Annotated in this window: 13 protein-coding genes and 1 pseudogene; 8 read left to right on the top strand and 6 right to left on the bottom strand. The window is 71.3% G+C overall.

Going from position 1 to position 16686, the window contains the following annotated elements; genetic code table 11:
• Positions 1-124: 124 nt before the first annotated feature.
• Positions 125-2212: a golvesin C-terminal-like domain-containing protein gene (locus ACZ6S0_RS05800; protein ID WP_465913663.1), complete on the bottom strand. Its 2088-nt coding sequence runs from the start codon at positions 2210-2212 to the stop codon at positions 125-127.
• Positions 2213-2443: 231 nt separating this feature from the next.
• On the opposite strand from ACZ6S0_RS05800, the gene ACZ6S0_RS05805 reads away from it, so the two are divergent.
• On the top strand, positions 2444-3508 hold the full coding sequence (locus tag ACZ6S0_RS05805) for a LacI family DNA-binding transcriptional regulator (RefSeq protein ID WP_465913664.1): 1065 nt from the start codon (positions 2444-2446) through the stop codon (positions 3506-3508).
• A gap of 97 nt (positions 3509-3605) precedes the next feature.
• Complete coding sequence (locus ACZ6S0_RS05810; protein ID WP_465915250.1) at positions 3606-4577, top strand: hypothetical protein; 972 nt, start codon at positions 3606-3608, stop codon at positions 4575-4577.
• A 45-nt stretch (positions 4578-4622) separates the two neighbouring features.
• Here the strand turns inward: ACZ6S0_RS05810 and ACZ6S0_RS05815 are convergent.
• The 3 genes and pseudogenes from ACZ6S0_RS05815 to ACZ6S0_RS05825 form a co-directional block, all read right to left on the bottom strand.
• Positions 4623-4796 (bottom strand): annotated as a pseudogene (locus ACZ6S0_RS05815) (sigma factor); the annotation flags it as partial.
• Complete coding sequence (locus tag ACZ6S0_RS05820; protein ID WP_465913666.1) at positions 4793-5215, bottom strand: sensor histidine kinase; 423 nt, start codon at positions 5213-5215, stop codon at positions 4793-4795. The pseudogene ACZ6S0_RS05815 and the gene ACZ6S0_RS05820, both read right to left, overlap by 4 nt.
• A gap of 165 nt (positions 5216-5380) precedes the next feature.
• The gene (locus ACZ6S0_RS05825) at positions 5381-6874 is read right to left on the bottom strand and encodes a M1 family metallopeptidase (RefSeq protein ID WP_465913668.1); all 1494 of its coding nucleotides are present in this window, start codon (positions 6872-6874) and stop codon (positions 5381-5383) included.
• Between the two features lie 240 nt (positions 6875-7114).
• Between ACZ6S0_RS05825 and ACZ6S0_RS05830 the strand changes: the two genes are divergently transcribed.
• Positions 7115-7921, top strand: coding sequence for a phosphatase PAP2 family protein (locus ACZ6S0_RS05830; RefSeq protein ID WP_465913670.1), 807 nt, complete (start codon positions 7115-7117; stop codon positions 7919-7921).
• Here the strand turns inward: ACZ6S0_RS05830 and ACZ6S0_RS05835 are convergent.
• Positions 7884-8828, bottom strand: coding sequence for a methionyl-tRNA formyltransferase (locus ACZ6S0_RS05835; RefSeq protein ID WP_465913672.1), 945 nt, complete (start codon positions 8826-8828; stop codon positions 7884-7886). The two genes, ACZ6S0_RS05830 and ACZ6S0_RS05835, sit on opposite strands and share 38 nt — an antisense overlap.
• A gap of 127 nt (positions 8829-8955) precedes the next feature.
• Here ACZ6S0_RS05835 and ACZ6S0_RS05840 point away from each other — a divergent pair, with 127 nt between their 5' ends.
• Entirely contained in the window at positions 8956-10254 is a 1299-nt protein-coding gene (locus ACZ6S0_RS05840; protein WP_465913673.1) for a lysine N(6)-hydroxylase/L-ornithine N(5)-oxygenase family protein, read from the top strand.
• A gap of 62 nt (positions 10255-10316) precedes the next feature.
• On the opposite strand, the gene ACZ6S0_RS05845 is transcribed toward ACZ6S0_RS05840, so the two are convergent.
• Positions 10317-11444 carry an alpha/beta hydrolase-fold protein gene (locus ACZ6S0_RS05845; protein ID WP_465913675.1) on the bottom strand — a complete coding sequence of 376 codons (1128 nt, stop codon included), beginning with the start codon at positions 11442-11444 and terminating at the stop codon, positions 10317-10319.
• Positions 11445-11535: 91 nt separating this feature from the next.
• Between ACZ6S0_RS05845 and ACZ6S0_RS05850 the strand changes: the two genes are divergently transcribed.
• From ACZ6S0_RS05850 to ACZ6S0_RS05865, 4 genes are all read left to right on the top strand, one after another.
• Positions 11536-12597 (top strand): FecCD family ABC transporter permease, encoded by a 1062-nt coding sequence (locus tag ACZ6S0_RS05850; RefSeq protein ID WP_465913677.1) that lies wholly within the window; start codon positions 11536-11538, stop codon positions 12595-12597.
• Entirely contained in the window at positions 12594-13661 is a 1068-nt protein-coding gene (locus ACZ6S0_RS05855) for a FecCD family ABC transporter permease (RefSeq protein ID WP_465913679.1), read from the top strand. Before ACZ6S0_RS05850 ends, ACZ6S0_RS05855 begins: the two co-directional genes overlap by 4 nt.
• A gap of 93 nt (positions 13662-13754) precedes the next feature.
• Positions 13755-14804: an iron-siderophore ABC transporter substrate-binding protein gene (locus ACZ6S0_RS05860; RefSeq protein WP_465913681.1), complete on the top strand. Its 1050-nt coding sequence runs from the start codon at positions 13755-13757 to the stop codon at positions 14802-14804.
• 70 nt (positions 14805-14874) lie between these two features.
• Positions 14875-16668, top strand: coding sequence for an ABC transporter ATP-binding protein (locus ACZ6S0_RS05865; protein WP_465913683.1), 1794 nt, complete (start codon positions 14875-14877; stop codon positions 16666-16668).
• Positions 16669-16686: the final 18 nt, after the last annotated feature.

A 16686-nucleotide genomic window follows, 5' to 3' on the forward strand; every position in this document is an offset into this window, starting at 1 on the left:
CACGTATGTCTCGAAGGCCCTCCGGGTGAGCGCTCGCTCGGCCTCTCGCATCGCGCTCTGGGTTTCGTGGCGCGTCCGTGCCGCCGGCCGTCCGCGAAGTGCCCGGTGCCGGAGGTCTCGGACGTCATGGCCGTGGCGCCCGCCGGAACCTGACCGCGTCGGCGATGACCACGCCGTTGGCACCGTCGCCGAGTTCGACGTATCCGTCGAGGCCGGCGCGGAACCGGAAGGTGCCGATCGACCGCCACTCGCCGGTTCGCGCGTCGGGCACGCCGCGTTGCCGCTGGTTGACCGCGACCGAGGTGGTGCCGTCGGCGTGATGGACGACGTACGTGGCGTTGGTGGCCCGGTTGGGGTCGGCCGCGTAGGAGACCAGGACCTCGTAGCGGTCCTCGCCGGGCAGGGCCGGCCGCCACCGCGCCACGCTGGTGCCGTCGCCGCGGGCGTGGGGCAGGTAGTTGAACCCGTAGTAGCCGGGGATGCCCCGGCTGCTGGGCCACGCGCCGGTGGTCTGGAAGCCGAGGCCGCCGTTGTCGACGGTGACCTCTTCGCGCACGTCCGCCGGGAACGGCGCCTGGACCAGGCTGAGCTGGTCGAGTGAGACGGCCGCGCCGCCGCCGCGGCCGGGGCCGGCCAGGGTGAAGCGGATCTTGTGCTGGCCCGGCTGCAACGACCTGGTGTCCAGCAGCACGACGTCGTAACCGTCGCCGCGGAACGCGGTCAGGTCGAGGGCCGAGGTTCGTGGGGTCTGCCCGTCCACGGTCACCGTCACCAGGCCGCCGTCGCCGGAACGGTAGTAGCGCAGCCATAACTCGTGCGTGCCGCTCCGGGCGACGGTGAACGGGTACTCGATGAAGGCGCCGGCCGCGCCGGGGGCGAACGCGGCACGGGCGCCGCCACTCGCGGTGGCCTCCTCGACCACGGCCACGGTGCCGCCGGAGACGGTGGCGTGTCGCGCGGTGCGTCCGAGGTCGTGCGTGCACTCGGTGAGCCCGGGGCCGGTGGCCAGGCTGTCGCGGCCCTGGGTGAGCCATTCCAGGTTGAACCGCGCCACCGCCACCCGTCGCGGGGAGCCGTCGAGGTCGCCGTCACAGCCGTAGAGAAGCACGATGGTGCCGTCGGAGAGCCGCCCGAGGTCCGAGTAGTAGCCCCGGATCGGGCTGATCGACCTGCTGTAGCGGAACGAGTGGCCCTCGTCGTAGCTGACCGCGACGGTCATGTTCCACCGCATCGGCGCGTCCGGCCAACTGAACAGCACGCGGCCGGGCCCGTTGCCGCCCGGCCCGCCGGTGTACCTGGCCAGGCCGGTGTCGACTCCGTTGAACAGGCCGGGGCTGAAGTCCATCCTGGGCTGCGACCAGGTGAGGCCGCCGTCGGTGCTGACCGCGATGTCCCTGGGCCAGTCGTTGCCCGACCCCGGCCGGCTGCTGACGACGATGGCGCCGTCCGCGCGCTGCACCAGTCGCGCCTCGCCCACCGCCGGCAGGCCGTCGCCCAGCGGTATTTCGCCGCCGGCGCGCCAGGTGCGGCCGTGGTCGTCGCTGTAGAGGCTCGACGCGCCGTAGTTGCGCTCGGCGGCCGGCACCCCGGTGATGACGGTCCGGTGGGCGACGGTCAGCAGCAGCCTGCCCGAGTCGAGCTGGATGCCGTGCCCCGGCCCCGGGCCGTGCATCGCCCAGTCGTAGGGGAAGTGGTCGAAGTGCCCGGCCAGGCTGCGCCGTTCGCTCCAGGTTGCGCCGCCGTCGGTGCTGGAGATGACGTGGACCGTGCCGGAATCGGACGAGCACGTGGTGTTGCCGGGCAGCTTCTCGCACAGGTTGTGGAACAGGAACACCTCGCCGGTCGTGTGGTCGACGACGAAGGTGGGGTTGGACCACGTCTCGCCGTTGACCGCCTGGGCCACCGTCTGGGTCGGGCTCCAGGTGGCGCCGCGGTCGGTGCTCCGGCGTACCAGCAGGTCGTGCGGGCCGGCGTCGCAGACCTCGTGGCGGCCCTCGGTGCAGGCGAGGATCGTGTCGTCGTGCGGGCCGGCCAGCGCGTGGACGTGGTAGCTGGCGAGCGGATCGACGTCGGAGTCCCACAGGGTGGTCTCCGCGAAGAACGGCTCGGCGAGCCGGGTGGTCCCGGCCTGGGCAGGGGGCGGCAGGGCGATCGCGGCGGCGGCGACGCCGAGCGTCGTGGCGAAGGCGCGACGGCTGATGGGGGTGCTCACGCGGGCTCTCCTTCAGTACAGGGCGAGTTTCGGCAGACGTACGAGGAGGTCGTGTCCTGGGGCGAGTGCCCCGGACGCTAGTCGAGATCATTCCCGGGCGCCAGATGCTAATGGGCATTAGCATTTCGACCGGATTACCGGCGGCCTGCTTGCCCCGGCCCCATTGACATCACCGTTTCCCGAGCCCAGACTCGGCGTTCATCGGGTTGTGCGCATGAGCAGGAGGCGGCGATGACCCGTGGACCGGTGAAACGACCTACCCAGGCCGACATCGCGCGCCTCGCCGGGGTCAGTCAGGCCACCGTCTCCCTGGTGCTCAACGAGCGCGAGTCCGAGGTACGGATCAGCTCGGCGACCCGGGACCGGGTGCTGGCCGCCATCCGCGAGTGGGGGTATGTCGCCAACGCCTCGGCCCGCTCCCTCGCCGGCGGACGCAACAAGATCATCGGCGTGCACACGTTCGAACCCGTCTTTCCCACGACCAGCGTCGACTTCTACTTCCCGTTCCTGCTCGGCATGGAGCAGGCGGCCGCCGAACTCGAGTACGACCTGTTGCTGTTCACCAGCGCCGGCGGCGAGCGCCAGATCTTCCGCGACGGGTCGACCCGGCTGTCGATCACCGACGGCGCCCTGCTGCTCGGCCGCGATCCGAACGTCGAGGAGATCGAACGCCTCCGCGACCACGGCTACCCGTTCGTCTACGTGGGGCACCGGGAGGTGTCCGGCGAGCCCGTGTCCTACGTCGCCGCCGACTACGCGGGGGCGACCCGGCAGCTCACCGAGCGGCTGTTCGCGCTGGGGCACGAACGGGTGGCGTACGCCCGCGTCGGCGACGGCGACGCGCAGCCCAGCCGCGACCGGGAGAAGGGCTTCCGCCGGGCGGTGCCGTCCGGCGGGGCCCGACGCCTCGCGGGTCCTGTGTGGACGGTCGAGTCCACCGAGGACGTGGACGGCCTGCTCGGCGAGATGCGGCACGCCGGCGTCACCGGGGTGGTCGCGGAGCAGGAGATCCTCGCCGAGGAGATCCTGACCTGCGCCCGGCGACGGGGGCTGTCGATCCCCGGCGACCTCAGCCTCGTCGTGCTGGGCGACTCCGTCGGCGCACGCGGGTCCGGCACGGACTGGACCGGCCTGGTCGTGCCACGGGAGCAGATGGGCAGGCAGGCCGCCCACCTGCTGGCCCGGCTGCTGGAGCGGCCCGAGGAGGCGGGCCGCCGGCAGAGCGTCGAATGCCCGCTCGCGCCGGGCACGACCGTGGGCCCACCGCCCCCTGGCGAAGGGCGGGCACACCCCTGATCCGCGTCATCGGCAGACCCGGGCCCACCGGGATACCCCGGCACGAGATTTCCAGAACGGTCATCACCGTAAGTGATGCCTCGGATACGGTATGGCCATGGGAAGTCGCGCAAACTATGCCACTCTGCAGGACGGCGCTCTCAGGATCTTCTACTCGCAGTGGGGCGCCTACCCCCTCGAACTCGACCTCCTCCCCGGCCCGGAACCGGCCACCCGGTTCGCCCGCCGCCAGCGCGAGGAGAACTCATGGATGTGGGAGATCGAATGCGACGGCGCATGCCTGATCGACCATGACGAACGGCGGCTGCTGTTCTTCTGCCCCGGCGACGGCGATCAGAGCTACCGGCTCGCGGCCCTGACCACGCTCGCCCGGACCTGGCCCGGCTGGCGGGTGGAATGGGCGTATGACGGCCTTCAGCAGATCCGGATGGCAGCCGGCCACGCCCCCGAGGCCGCCGCACGGTCTCGGCCGGCTCTGGAGGTCGGCGAAGAATGGTGCGACGAATTGCTCACCATGACTCACCAGGGCCGGACCTGGGCCCACCTCGTCGAATCGGCCCGAGGGGTCATTGGCGCTGGGCCGAGGTTCCTGGACGAAGACCGCTCTGCCTGGCCGACGATCACTTCCTGCCCCGAGAAGGTCGCGGCCGGCGTCCACCTCGACCTCGATGACCGGACCGCCGGCATCTGGACCTCTCGGACGTTGCGCGGCGCCCTGCTGGACGTCGGGGAGCGGTGGCCCGGCTGGCGCTGGTCGGACTGGGAGGACAGGTCCGCCGAGCAGGCACGCCGGGTTGCCGGAGCCCTCACCGTGCCGGAGCCGGACCTCGCGGGAGGTCTGCGCGCTCTCGCGGCGGAGTTCGATCAGCATCAGGACGTCGACTCCGCCACCAGGTCGGCCTCCCTCCTGCTCGGCGTCACCGGCCTCCTGAGCGCCGCTGCCAAGTCGTCGGGGCTGGAGGTCCACGTCCGCACGGACAACACCTTCACCCATCGCCCCATGGACCTGACCAGCGACGAGAAAGCCTTGGTCCATGCCGCGATCACCGGCGCCATGACGTCGGCCTGACGACCGGGCCGCGCCAGGAGTCGGCGATGGCGGCTGCCGCCGGGTCATGGCGTACCAGCGGGCGTAGGTCTCCTGGACGACATCCTCGGCCTCGGCCAGAGAGCCGAGCAGCCGGTAGGCGAGGTTGATCAACTGTCGCCGATCGCGCTCAGGCCCGCGACGCCACGGGCCTGGCCGCCGCTGGTGCTGCGGCGAGAGGGCCGAGCGTGCGTCTGTCATTCGGCGCGAAAGGCGGAACGGGGAATGGCGGCGCTCACCGTCGTGCCTTCCGGCTTCACGACGTTGATGGTCAGGCCGCCACCCAAGGCGGCGAACTTGGCGCGTTCGGCGGTCAGCAGGCTCTCCAGCAGGTCCACCGGCATGTCACCCCCGTCGTCGCTGACCGTCAAGCGGAGGCCGCCGGCGGCGAGGGTGAGGGCGACGGACACCGTACGCGCCCGCGCGTGCTGTTCGATCGCCGAGAAGATGCCGCGAATCGTGTCCTGGATGAGTGTCGTGACATCGCCGGGCAGCTCTTCTTCCGGCAGGGCCCACACCTCGACGGCGATTCCGGTCAACGCCGACCAACGCGTGAATTGCGCCGCCAATTCCTGTGGAAAGGACAGCGGGCTTTCATGTGCGATGTCCGCGGATTTCACGTTCTTCCTTACCGCTTTCTGGCCGGAATGGTGGCGAGGCCCGGGGCGGGCGCATTGCCGACGGTCCTTTTCCTGAGCCGACGATACTCATGCACCGTGTCGTCCCCCTGTCCCAACGCTTTCGTCGCGGCGCCGCGAAGCGCGGCCGCGTACGACGATCGAGGGTCAGTGCCGGTGGGTGGCGAGGTGCTGGTGGAGCCTGGCCAGGTCGGCGACCACGGCCGGTGCGGCGACCGAGGTGACCGTCCCGCCGTTGGGTCCGACCGAGGGCTTGGCCGGGGTGGACAGCCACTGCTTGAAGAGAGCGTCGAGCGGCCTCCTCGACACCCGCTCGGCGTGCGTGACGAACTCGGCCGTCGTGGCGTTCGCGCCGCGCTTGCTCAGGTGCCACGTCCGCAGGATGCGGAAGAAGGCGTCGTCGCCGACCTCCGTGCGCAGGGCGTGCAGCGTCATCGCGCCCCGCTCGTACACCGCGGCGGCGAACAGTTTCGTGCCGGGGGAGAGAACGAGCTGCCAGAAGGGGTCGTCGGCCGGGTAGCGGGCGTAGAAGGCGTCGGCCAGTTCCGCGGCGGTGCCGCGGCCGTTGTGCTCGGACCACAGCCACTCCGCGTACGTGGCGAAGCCTTCGTTCAGCCACATCTCCGACCAGTTCGCCAGCGACACGGAATCGCCGAACCACTGGTGCGCCTGCTCGTGCGCCACCACCCAGTCGGGGTTCGGCCGGTCCCAGAAGGAGGTGCCGTAGACCGATCTGGTCTGGTTCTCGATGGCGAAGCCGAAGCCGCTGGTGGCGACCCCGCCGATGGAGTCGAAGGGATAGGCGCCGAACTTGGTGGCCAGGAAGTCGGTGACCTCGGGGGTGCGTTCGATCGCCTGCTTGGCGATCGGCAGCCGCTCTCCGAGCGACTCGTCGTAGGCGGTGTAGTACGGCAGCCCGCGCGGGCCGGCGCCCTCGTGGTACTCGAACCGGCCGAGCGCGATGAACGCCAGGTAACTGGTCATCGGCTGCCCGGCCCGCCAGCTCCATCGGGTCCACCCGGGTCGCTCGGGAGCCCGGCTGGACAGGATCCCGTTGGACAGTGCCGTGGTGCCGTCGGGGACGGCCACCGACACGTCGTAGGTCGCCTTGTCGGAGGGGTGGTCGTTGGAGGGGTACCAGGTTTCGGCGCTACGTGGCTGACCGACCGACAGGCCGCCCGTCGCGGTGCGATGCCAGACCTGGACACCGTCCACCTGCACCTGCGAAGGGACGTCGGCATACGCCACGACGACCTCGAACGGCCGGTCCTTCCGCACCGGCAGGCTCGGTGTGACGACCAGCTCGGTCTTGTCGGCCGGGTCGACGCGGAACGCGGCAGGAGCGTCGCCCACCCGCACCGAGGTCACCTTCAACGCGAAATCCAGGTTGAACTGGGAAAGGTCCTGGGTCGCGGTCGCGCGGATGGTGGTGTGCCCCGACAGTTCGTCGGTGCCCGGCTGGTAGGTCAGCCGGATGCCGTAGTGTTCGACGTCGTACCCGCCGTTGCCCGCCCCTTTGTAGATGGGGTCGCCGAGCCCGGGGGAGCCCGGCGAGGGCTCGGCGTTCGCCGGGGCGCACAGCGGCCCGAGCGCCAGTCCGGACGCGATGGTGACGACAGCGACGCGAGTGCGCTTACGCATGTTGGCATTGCCTCCCAGAATCTGGAAACCGCCCGTATCCGGTGAGAATTTTATGAGGAACGCCTGTCCTGCTGCTGTCGCCCGGATGTCCGCCCGTCGCCAAGACGTCCCTGGCCTTTTCCGAAAGGTCCAAGACATCGCGGTCGTCTGAATTAATTCTCTGAAATCACCTCATCGTGTGCGGAAACCTGTTTCGCCTGGCAGGTCGAAGAACGGGCTGGACGCGTTAGTGTGGCCCGGGTGAACCCGCGTGAGGTGGTTTCCGGCCGATTATCGCGCCTGGTGGCGCTCGCCCGCTCAGCCGTACGTGCGGGGAGCATGGGCGGGCGGCGTCCCGCCCCGCTCGTCGAAGTGGCCGGGCTGCTCCTCGTGATCCTGCTCTTCTCCCGGCTCCACGCCGCCGCGGGGAAGGACGCCGCCACCGCCACCGCCAACGCGCTGACCCTGCAGTCCATCGAACGGGCCCTCCACCTGGACATCGCGCTGCGGGCGAACCAGTGGCTGACCGAGCATCCGGCCCTCATCCAGCCGGCGGTGTACTACTACCGCCTGTACTACCTCGCGATCGCCGGTGTGCTGGTGTGGGTGTTCGTCCGGCATGCCGAGGTCTACGTCAACGTGCGCAGGACCCTCGTCGTGATGGCCGTCCTCGTGCTGCCCGTCTTCTGGGCGCTGCCCATGTCGCCGCCGCGGTTCGCCCTGCCGGGCGTCGTCGACGTCATCGCCGAGCACGACCTCCTGGGCGGCCCTGCCTCACGAGCGGTCGAGAGCGGCCAGAACGTGTATTCGGCGATGCCGAGCATGCACGTGGGGTGGTCGTTGTGGTGCGCGTACGCGGTGTGGTGCGCGCTGCGGGCCTCCCATCCGCGATCGGCGTGGCTGTCGTGGATCTTTCCGCTGGGCATGGCGGCAGTCGTGCTCGTCACGGGGAACCACTACGTGCTCGACATCGTGGGAAGCGCCGTGCTGCTGTCCGTCTCCATCGCCGTCGTGTCACTGTGGGGGCGCCTCACGGGTGGCGGGACAGGTAGCCGCCCATGGCGGTGAACACCTCGTCGGCCCGCAGGTCGGCGCCGTCCTGAGTGCGGACCCGTTCGATCACCAGGCCGTGGCTGCGGCCGCGGCGGGCCTCGGCGCCGGCCACGATGACGATGCCGTCGCCCTCGCGGATGAACACCCGGCCCGGGGTGCCGCCGTAGACGCCCTTGGAGGTCGAGGACTTCAGGATGCGGAGGCGCTCGCCCTTGTAGTAGGTGAAGGCGTTGGGGTAGGGGTCTGACTGAGCGCGTACCAGCCGTTCGATGTCCTCGGCGGGCCAGGTCCAGTCGATGTTGCCGTCCTCGATCGAGCGTTTGTGGAAGAAGCTGGCCTTGGAGCGGTCCTGGGGCGTCCAGTCGGTACGGCCGGAGGCGATGAGGTCGAGGGCCTCGGCGACGATGGGGGCGATGAGGTCGACGGTGCGGTGGAACAGGTCGGTGGCGGTGTCGCCGGGGCCGACCGGGACGGCGCGCTGCACCACGATGTCCCCGGCGTCCAGTTCGGCGTTCATCATGTGGGCGGTGACGCCGACCTCCTTCTCGCCGTTGATGAGCGCCCAGATGAGCGGCGAGAACCCGGCGTAGGCCGGGAGCAGCGAGTCGTGCACGTTGAGGACGCCGTGCCCGGGCAGGGTGAGGATCTCCGGCGGTATCCAGGTGCGCCAGTTGTTGGCGACGATGAGGTCAGGCCCGACTTCCTTGAGGGTGAGCAGCAGTTCGTCGTCGGGACGGTTGCGCAGCAGGACCGGGACGCCGTGGGCCCCGGCCAGTTCGGCCACCGAGTCGCTCCAGATCTTCTCGTACGCGTGGTCGCTCTGAGGGTGGGTGACCGCCAGCGCCACGTCGTGCCCGGAGTCCAGGAGGGCCCGGAGGGTGCGGTGCCCCCAGGTCTGGTAGCCGAACATCACGACCCGCATCAGCGCTCTCCTTGTGAGGTGAGTGGAATAGAGGTTAGGCTCGCCTAATTAGGCGAGCCTAACCTAAGTCAGGTGCTGATTCCACCCATGGTTCGCGACCACGGACCGCTCTCTCGAAAGGCCCTCCATGCCCACTGCCGAGCAGCCCGTCCACGACCTCGTCGGCATCGGTTTCGGACCCTCCAACCTCGCCCTGGCCATCGCGCTGCGCGAGCGTCAGGCGCGTACCGGCGAGCGCGTAGACGCGGTGTTCCTGGAGAAGCAGCCCACGTTCGGATGGCACCGCGGCATGCTCCTCGAAGGCACCACGATGCAGGTCTCCTTCCTCAAGGACCTGGTCACCATGCGCACCCCCACCAGCGAGTTCAGCTTCCTGTCCTACCTCAAGGCGCGCGGCCGGATGCTGGACTTCATCAACCACAAGACGATGTTCCCGTCGCGCCTGGAGTTCCACGACTACCTGGAGTGGGCCGCGGCGCCCTTCGCCGACCAGGTCGAGTACGGCTCCGAGGTCGTCGCGGTCACCCCCGTCACCGTGGACGGCGCGGTGGAGTGCCTCGACGTGGTGGTGCGCGGGGGCGAGGGGGAGCTGAGCACCCGGCGTACCCGCAACCTGGTCATCGCCGTCGGCCTGGTCCCGGTGCTGCCCGACGGGACGGTCGGCGACGAGCGGGTCTGGCACAGCGAGGAGTTTCTCGACCGGCTTCCCTCGGTCACGAACCCCCGCCGGTTCGTGGTGGTCGGCGCCGGCCAGAGCGCCGCCGAGGTGACCGACCACCTGCACGGCCGGTTCCCGGGCGCCGAGGTGTGCGCGGTGTTCTCCAAGTACGGATACACCCCCGCCGACGACAGCTCGTTCGCCAACCGCATCTTCGACTCCGTCGCGGTCGACCACTACTTCGGCGCGCCGGAGCCGGTCAAGGAGAGCCTGCTCGCCTACCACGCCTCCACCAACTACTCGGTGGTCGACCTCGACCTCATCGACGAGCTGTACCGCAGGCACTACCAGGAGACGGTGCGGGGTGAGCAGCGGCTGCGCATACTCAACGCGTCCAGGGTCGTCGAGGTCGCCAAGGGCGCCGACGGCGTGCGCGCCACCGTCGAGTTCCTGCCGAGCGGAGAGCGGACCGTCCTGGACGCCGACGCGCTGGTCTACGCCACCGGCTACCGGCCGGGCGACCCGCTGACGCTGCTGGGCGCGACCGGCGAGCACTGCGAGCGGCTGCCCTCCGGCGCGCTGCGCATCGAGCGCGACTACCGGATCGCCACGTCCGCGCAGGTGCGCTGCGGCATCTACGTGCAGGGGGCCACCGAGCACACCCATGGTCTGACCTCGACGCTGCTGTCCAACACCGCCGTGCGGGCCGGAGAGATCGCCGACGCGGTGGCCGTACGGGTGGGCGGCGCCTACGCGCTCTCGCGCTGACCATCGTGCGGCGCGGACGCAGGGTGGCGGCCGATCGGCACGACCGGCGGCCGGACCGGCCGTCACCCCTCGGCGCGGGCGAGTGCCCAGGCGACGTCTCTGACCAGGGCGTGGCGCCAGCCCGCTCGATCGTGGGCCGAGGCCGACCGCGAAACGCGTACGGTCGCACCGGCCTGTTCTGTCAGGGTCTCGACCAGTTCGCAGTGCGGCAGCATCGAGGTCTCGTGCTCTCCCACGTCGAACGCGACCCGCAGCCCGGACAGGTCGGGGCGCTCCCGCAGGCGGGCGGCGATGGCGCCGCCGATCGGGCCGCCCATGGGGTCGGACAGGTGTGCGGCGTCGGGTGTCCACCAGAACGACGCCGACTGGCAGGCGAGGCCGGACACCAGATCGGGGAACTCCAGTGCCGCGTACATCGCGCTCAGCCCGCCGAGGCTCTGCCCGGCGACCACCAACGGTCCCCGACCGGCGGGTACGCCGCTCGCGGCGACCAGCGGTAGCAGCTCGTCCCGGATCGCCTCCCAGAGCTTCGGCTCGCACCCGAACTCGGCGGCTCTGTCCCTGGCGGGCAGGAAGACGAGCGTGACCGGGGGCATCTCGCCATGGGCGACGGCCGAGTCGAACGCGGTCATGGCCGGGTGCAGGTACAGCCAGTCGTCTCCGTCGAGCAGCAGGACCATCGGCCCGCCGCCGCCCACCGGGTGGACGCGAACGGTGCGCCGCCCGCCGAGCCGCCCGCCGGCCCAGCGCAGGCGGGCGGCGGGCAGGGGCAGGACGGCGTCGGGGCCGACGGCGGGCCAGTGCGGCTGGGCGGGAGCGTCCGGGGTCGCGGCGACGGACCGGTCGGCACCGGCGCCGACCGGGTTGAACGGGTCGGCGTACGCGGCGTCGTCCGTGCGGAACTGGTACGTCACCCGCAGCCGCGCGGGCATGGCCACCTCGGCGTACCAGCAGTCCGTGTCGCCCCATCGGCGCAGGGGGACCGGCTCGGACCAGCTCTCGAACCCGACGCTCGCCGGGGAGCCGCGCCACAGGAACAGGGTCGTCCAGCCGTCGCGGGAGGGTACCGAGGCGGGTGCTCGCGCCGCGGCCGTCACCGCCGCCCAGAACTCGTCCGTCCCGGGTTCGCCGGGGAACCCGAACCTGGCGAAGGCGTCGTCCACGCGGTCCTCCTCCGTCCCTACCGTCAACCACCGACTAAGGATAGACTTACCTAAGTTGAAGATCGAGATGTCCCCCTGGCCGCATGCCCCCGGTGGATCAGAGGAACGACGCACGTCGATGAGTACGACTACGACCGTGGAGAGACGGCCCGCGCCCGAGGCCACGCGTACCCACCGGCGGAGGGTCGCGGGTTTGGGCACGCTCGCGGCGGTGCTCCTGGTCGCGGGAGTGGTGTCGCTGGCCGTCGGCGCACGCGCGTTGAGCCTCCCCGAGGTGTGGCACGGGTTGTTCGCGTCGCCGGGCTCCGACCAGCGGCTCACCGAGATCGCGCTCATCGTGTGGACCGTACGGGTGCCCAGGACCGTGCTCGCGATCGTGGCGGGCCTCGCCCTGGGGGTCGGCGGGGCGTTGATCCAGGGATACACGCGCAACCCGATCGCCGACACGGGACTGCTGGGGGTGAACTCCGGCGCGTCGTTCGCCGTGGTGTCGGTGATCCTGCTGTTCGGGCTGTCCAACCCGTTCCAGTACGTCTGGTTCGCCTTCCTGGGGGCGGCGGCCGCCGGCGTCGTCGTGTTCGGGCTGGCCAGCATCGGCAGGGGAGCGGGCGACCCGTTGACGCTCGCGCTGGCCGGGCAGGGGGTCGCGGTGTTCCTGACGGCGATGACCACGGCGGTCTCGCTGTCGGACCAGGCGTCGCTGAACGCGCTGCGCTTCTGGAACGCGGGCTCCGTGGCCGGGGCCGGATTCGACGTCATCTGGCCGGTGACCGCGTTCGTCGCGGCGGGGCTGGCGCTGGCGTCGACCACGCTGCCCGCCATGAACCTGCTCAACCTGGGTGACGACGTGGCCAGAGGGCTGGGGGTGAACGTCGCGCGGAGCCGAGTCGTCGGCGTCGTCGCCATCACCCTGCTGGCGGGCGCGACGACGGCGGCGTGCGGACCCATCGCGTTCCTCGGGCTGATGGTGGCTCACGTGGCCCGGTACCTCACCGGGCCGGACTATCGCTGGCTGGTGCCATGCGCGGGCCTGCTCGGCGCCGTCGTCCTGCTGGTCTGCGACATCGTGGGGCGCGTGGTGATCCGGCCGGGCGAGTTGCAGGCGGGTGTCGTCGTCGCTCTCGCCGGTGCGCCGTTCTTCGCGGCGCTGGTGTGGCGCGGAAAGTTCAGAACGATATGAACGAGCAGGCGGTGCGGCGTACGGTGACGCCGGGCGTCCGGATCGGCCGGGCGTCGTTCGTGTGGCGGCCCTGGATGGTGTTCGTCACGCTGCTGCTGGCGGCGGCGGCCTTTCTGGTGTTCTGCCGGTCCATCGCCGTCGGGGACTTCCCCATCGGGCTGCCCCGGGTGATCGCCACGCTGCTCGGCCGGGGCGAGCGGGTCGACGAATTCGTGATCATGGATCTGCGCCTGCCGCGTGCCCTGGCCGGGCTCGTCGTGGGCGTCGCGCTGGGGGTGTCGGGGGCGCTCACGCAGTCCATCGCACGCAACCCGCTGGCCAGCCCGGACCTCCTGGGGATCACCGGGGGCGCGAGCGCGGTCGCGGTGTTCCTGGTGACGGTGTCGGGCGGGGCCGCCGCGGCGATCGCCGACTCCGTGGGCCTGTCCGCGGCGGCGCTCGCGGGCGGTCTCGGCACCGGCCTGCTGGTGTACTTCCTGGCCTGGCGGCGCGGGATCAACGGCCTGCGGCTCATCCTCATCGGCATCTCGGTGAGCGCCGTCACGCAGGCGATCACGATCTGGCTGCTGGCCACGGCCGACCTCCGGGACGTGGCCAGGGCGCAGGCGTGGCTGGTCGGCTCGCTGGACGACCGGTCGTGGGGCGAGGTCCGGGTGGCGCTGTGGTGCGCGCTCGCCCTCATCGCCGTCGTGTCGTGCGTCGCGTTCCACCTCAGGCCGCTGCACTTCGGTGACGAGGTCGCGACGGGCCTGGGCGTCCGGCACTCGATGGTACGGGCGGTTCTGCTGCTGTGCGCGGTGCTGCTGGCCGGGGTGGCGGTGGGCGCGGCGGGCCCGGTCCCCTTCGTCGCGCTGGTGGCGCCGCAGGTGGCGATGCGTCTGACGCGGCACCCGACGCCGCCGCTGGTGGCCTCCGGTCTGGTGGGCGCGCTGCTGCTGATCGGCGCGGACCTGGTGGCGCGTACGGCGCTGCCGTTCGCCCTCCCGGTCGGCGTGGTCACCGCCGCGATCGGCGGCCCCTTCCTCGTCTACCTGCTGGTGAGGGCGAACCTCAAGAAGAGCTGAAAGTAAGGTTAGCCTAACCTAACATCGACGTGTTACGGTTCATCTGCTCCACGTCAGGGCTGCGGCGGATCGCACGAAAGCAAGGGACTCCGGATGCTCCTCCAACGAACGACGGTCACGAAGACCTTGCGGCGGGTCGCGGCGGCACTGTCCGCCGCGACGCTCGGCGCGGGCCTCATCGCGGGATGCGGCTCCGGCCCGACGGACACGCCGGGCAGCGACCCCGTGGCCACCACGGGTGGCGCGTTCCCGGTCACGGTGGAGCACGCGTTCGGGTCCACCCGGATCGCCGGCGCCCCGCAGCGGGTCGTCTCCGTCGGCTACACCGACGACCAGGCGATCCTGGCGCTCGGGGTGAAGCCGGTCGGCATGGTCGACCAGTACCCGAACCCGCCGGGCAGGACCCCCGACCTCAACACCCAGTGGCCCTGGGTGAAGGACAAATGGGGTGACGCCCGCCCCGAGGTCGTCATGAACAACGGCGACTCCGGCCCGAACTACGAGAAGATCGCCGCCCTGCGGCCGGATCTGATCATCGCGGTCTACTCCGAGATCGACCAGGCCGCGTACGACCGGCTCTCCAGGATCGCCCCGACGGTGGGCCGCACCAAGGCCGAGGCCGAGCCGTTCAGCGCGCCGTGGCAGGACAACGCGGTGCACATCGCCAAGGCGCTCGGCAAGGCCGACGAGGGCGCGAGGATGGTGCAGGACATCCAGGACAAGCTCGACGCGGCCCGCGAGGCGCACCCGGAGTTCGCCGGCCGGACCGCCGTCGCGGTGTCCTGGTACAAGAACTCCGTCGCGCCGTTCACCACCACCGACGTACGCGGACGGCTGGTGTCGGGCATCGGCTTCAAGGGCGCGGCGGAGATCGACAAGATCGCGGGCGGCGGCTTCTACACCGTGCTGTCCCCCGAGCGCATCGACCTGATCGACGTCGACCACATCTTCGTCATCGCCGACCGGGCGGACCAGGAGGCGCTGAAGAAGTTCGAGCTGTTCGCCAACCTGCCCGCGGTCAAGAACGGTCAGGTGTCGTACCTGCTGGACAGCGAGGGCCCGGCGATCGGCGCGGCCATGTCGCAGAGCACCCTGCTGTCCCTGCCGTACGCGATCGACGAACTCGTCAAGTCGGTCGGATGACGATGCCCACGAAGATGCCCACGAGGATGCCCCCCACGATGTCCCGTCCCCGGCCTGCCGTGGGCCGGGCGTGAGCGGCTCCGGCACGGCCATCCTGCGCACGGCGACCGGCCGCGAGGCCACCCGGTGGGTCGCGGCGCACTCCCGCGAGATGCCGTGGCTGACGAGCGCCACCGTGCTCACCACGGTGGCCGGGGCGGCGCTCCAGGTGCTGCCGGTGTTCCTGCTCGGCCAGGTGGTCGACGGGGTGATCGCGGGCGAGTCGCGGTCGATCCTGGTCACGGTCGGGGTGCTGATGGTGGCCGCCGCGCTGCTCGGCACGGCGGCCGCCGCGGCGTCCACGTACCTGATCGGGCGGCTGGGGGCGGAGCTGCTCGCGCGACTGCGGGAAGGCGCCGTCCGCGCGGTGCTGCGCATGCCGAGCGCGCGGATCGAGCAGGCCGGCCGGGGCGACGTGCTGTCCAGGGTCGGCGACGACGTGGCCGTGGTGTCCAAGGGCATCCGCACGGCCGTCCCCACGGTGTTCTCGTCAGGGGTGCTGGTCGTCATCGCCACGGCCGGCATGTTCGGGCTGGACTGGCGGCTCGGGCTGGCGGGCGCCGGGGCGCTGCCCGCGTACTGGCTGGCCCTGCGGTGGTATCTCCCCAGGTCAGCACCGCTCTACCGGCGGCAGCGGGAGGCCCAGGCCGATCGCGCGCAGGCGTTGATCAGCGGCCTGAACGGGATCGGCACCGTCCGGGCGTACCGCCTCGAGGAAGCCTTCCGCGAGCGGGTCACCAGCGAGTCGTGGCGGGTGCGCGATCTCGGCGTCGAGGTGTTCCGGTTCTTCGGCCGGTTCGTCGGCAGGGAGAACCGCGCCGAGTTCATCGGGCTGGTCCTCATCATCGTGGTCGGGTACGTCCTGCTGGAGACCGGCTCCGTCACCCTGGGCGAGGCGTCGGTGGCCCCGCTGCTGTTCCACCGGCTGTTCAATCCGCTGGGCGCGATCCTGTTCACCTTCGACGAGGCGCAGAAGTCGGGCGCGAGCCTGACCCGGCTGGTCGGGGTGCTCGGCGAGGCCCCGGAGGAACGGTCAGAGGGCCGCGCGGGCGTCGTGCCCGTCGAGGGCGGGCCGTACCCGGTGACGGTGCAGGGGCTGACGTTCAGCTATCCCGGCTCCGAGCGGCCGGTCCTGCGGGAGGTCGACCTGGTGATCCCGGCGGGCGGTTCGCTCGCGCTGGTGGGGGCGACGGGCGCGGGCAAGTCGACCCTGGCGGCGCTGATCGCGGGCATCGGCAGCCCGCAGGCCGGGTCCGTGCGCATCGGGCCGGCCGACCTCGCCGACCTGGACGAGGCCGGGGCGCGGGCCCTGGTGAGCATCCTGACGCAGGAGACGCACGTGTTCTCCGGCCCGCTCGCCGAGGACCTGCGGCTGGCCGCGCCGGAGGCGAGCGACGCCGAGCTGATGGACGCGTTACGCGGGGTCGGTGCCGACACGTGGGTCGCGGCCCTGCCCGACGGGCTGCACACCCTGGTCGGCGAGGGCGGCGAGCGCCTGGACGGCACCAAGGTCGCCCAGATCGCCCTGGCCCGGCTGATGCTGGGCCGATCGCCGGTGGTGGTGCTGGACGAGTCGACCGCGGAGGCGGGCAGCCAGGGCGCCGCCGAGCTGGACAGGGCCGTGTCGGCCGCGTGCGCGGGCCGCACCACGCTGTACGTGGCGCACCGGCTGACCCAGGCGATGGCGGCGGACCGCATCGCCGTGCTGGACACCGGCCGCGTCGTGGAGCAGGGAACCCACGAGGAACTGGTGGCCCTGGAGGGCCGGTACGCGCGGCTGTGGCGCGCATGGCAAGAACCTTCATCCTTCGAAAGGGACGGCTGAGTCTTCGATGACGGATTC

The organism is Nonomuraea sp. NPDC051298, assembly GCF_055586305.1.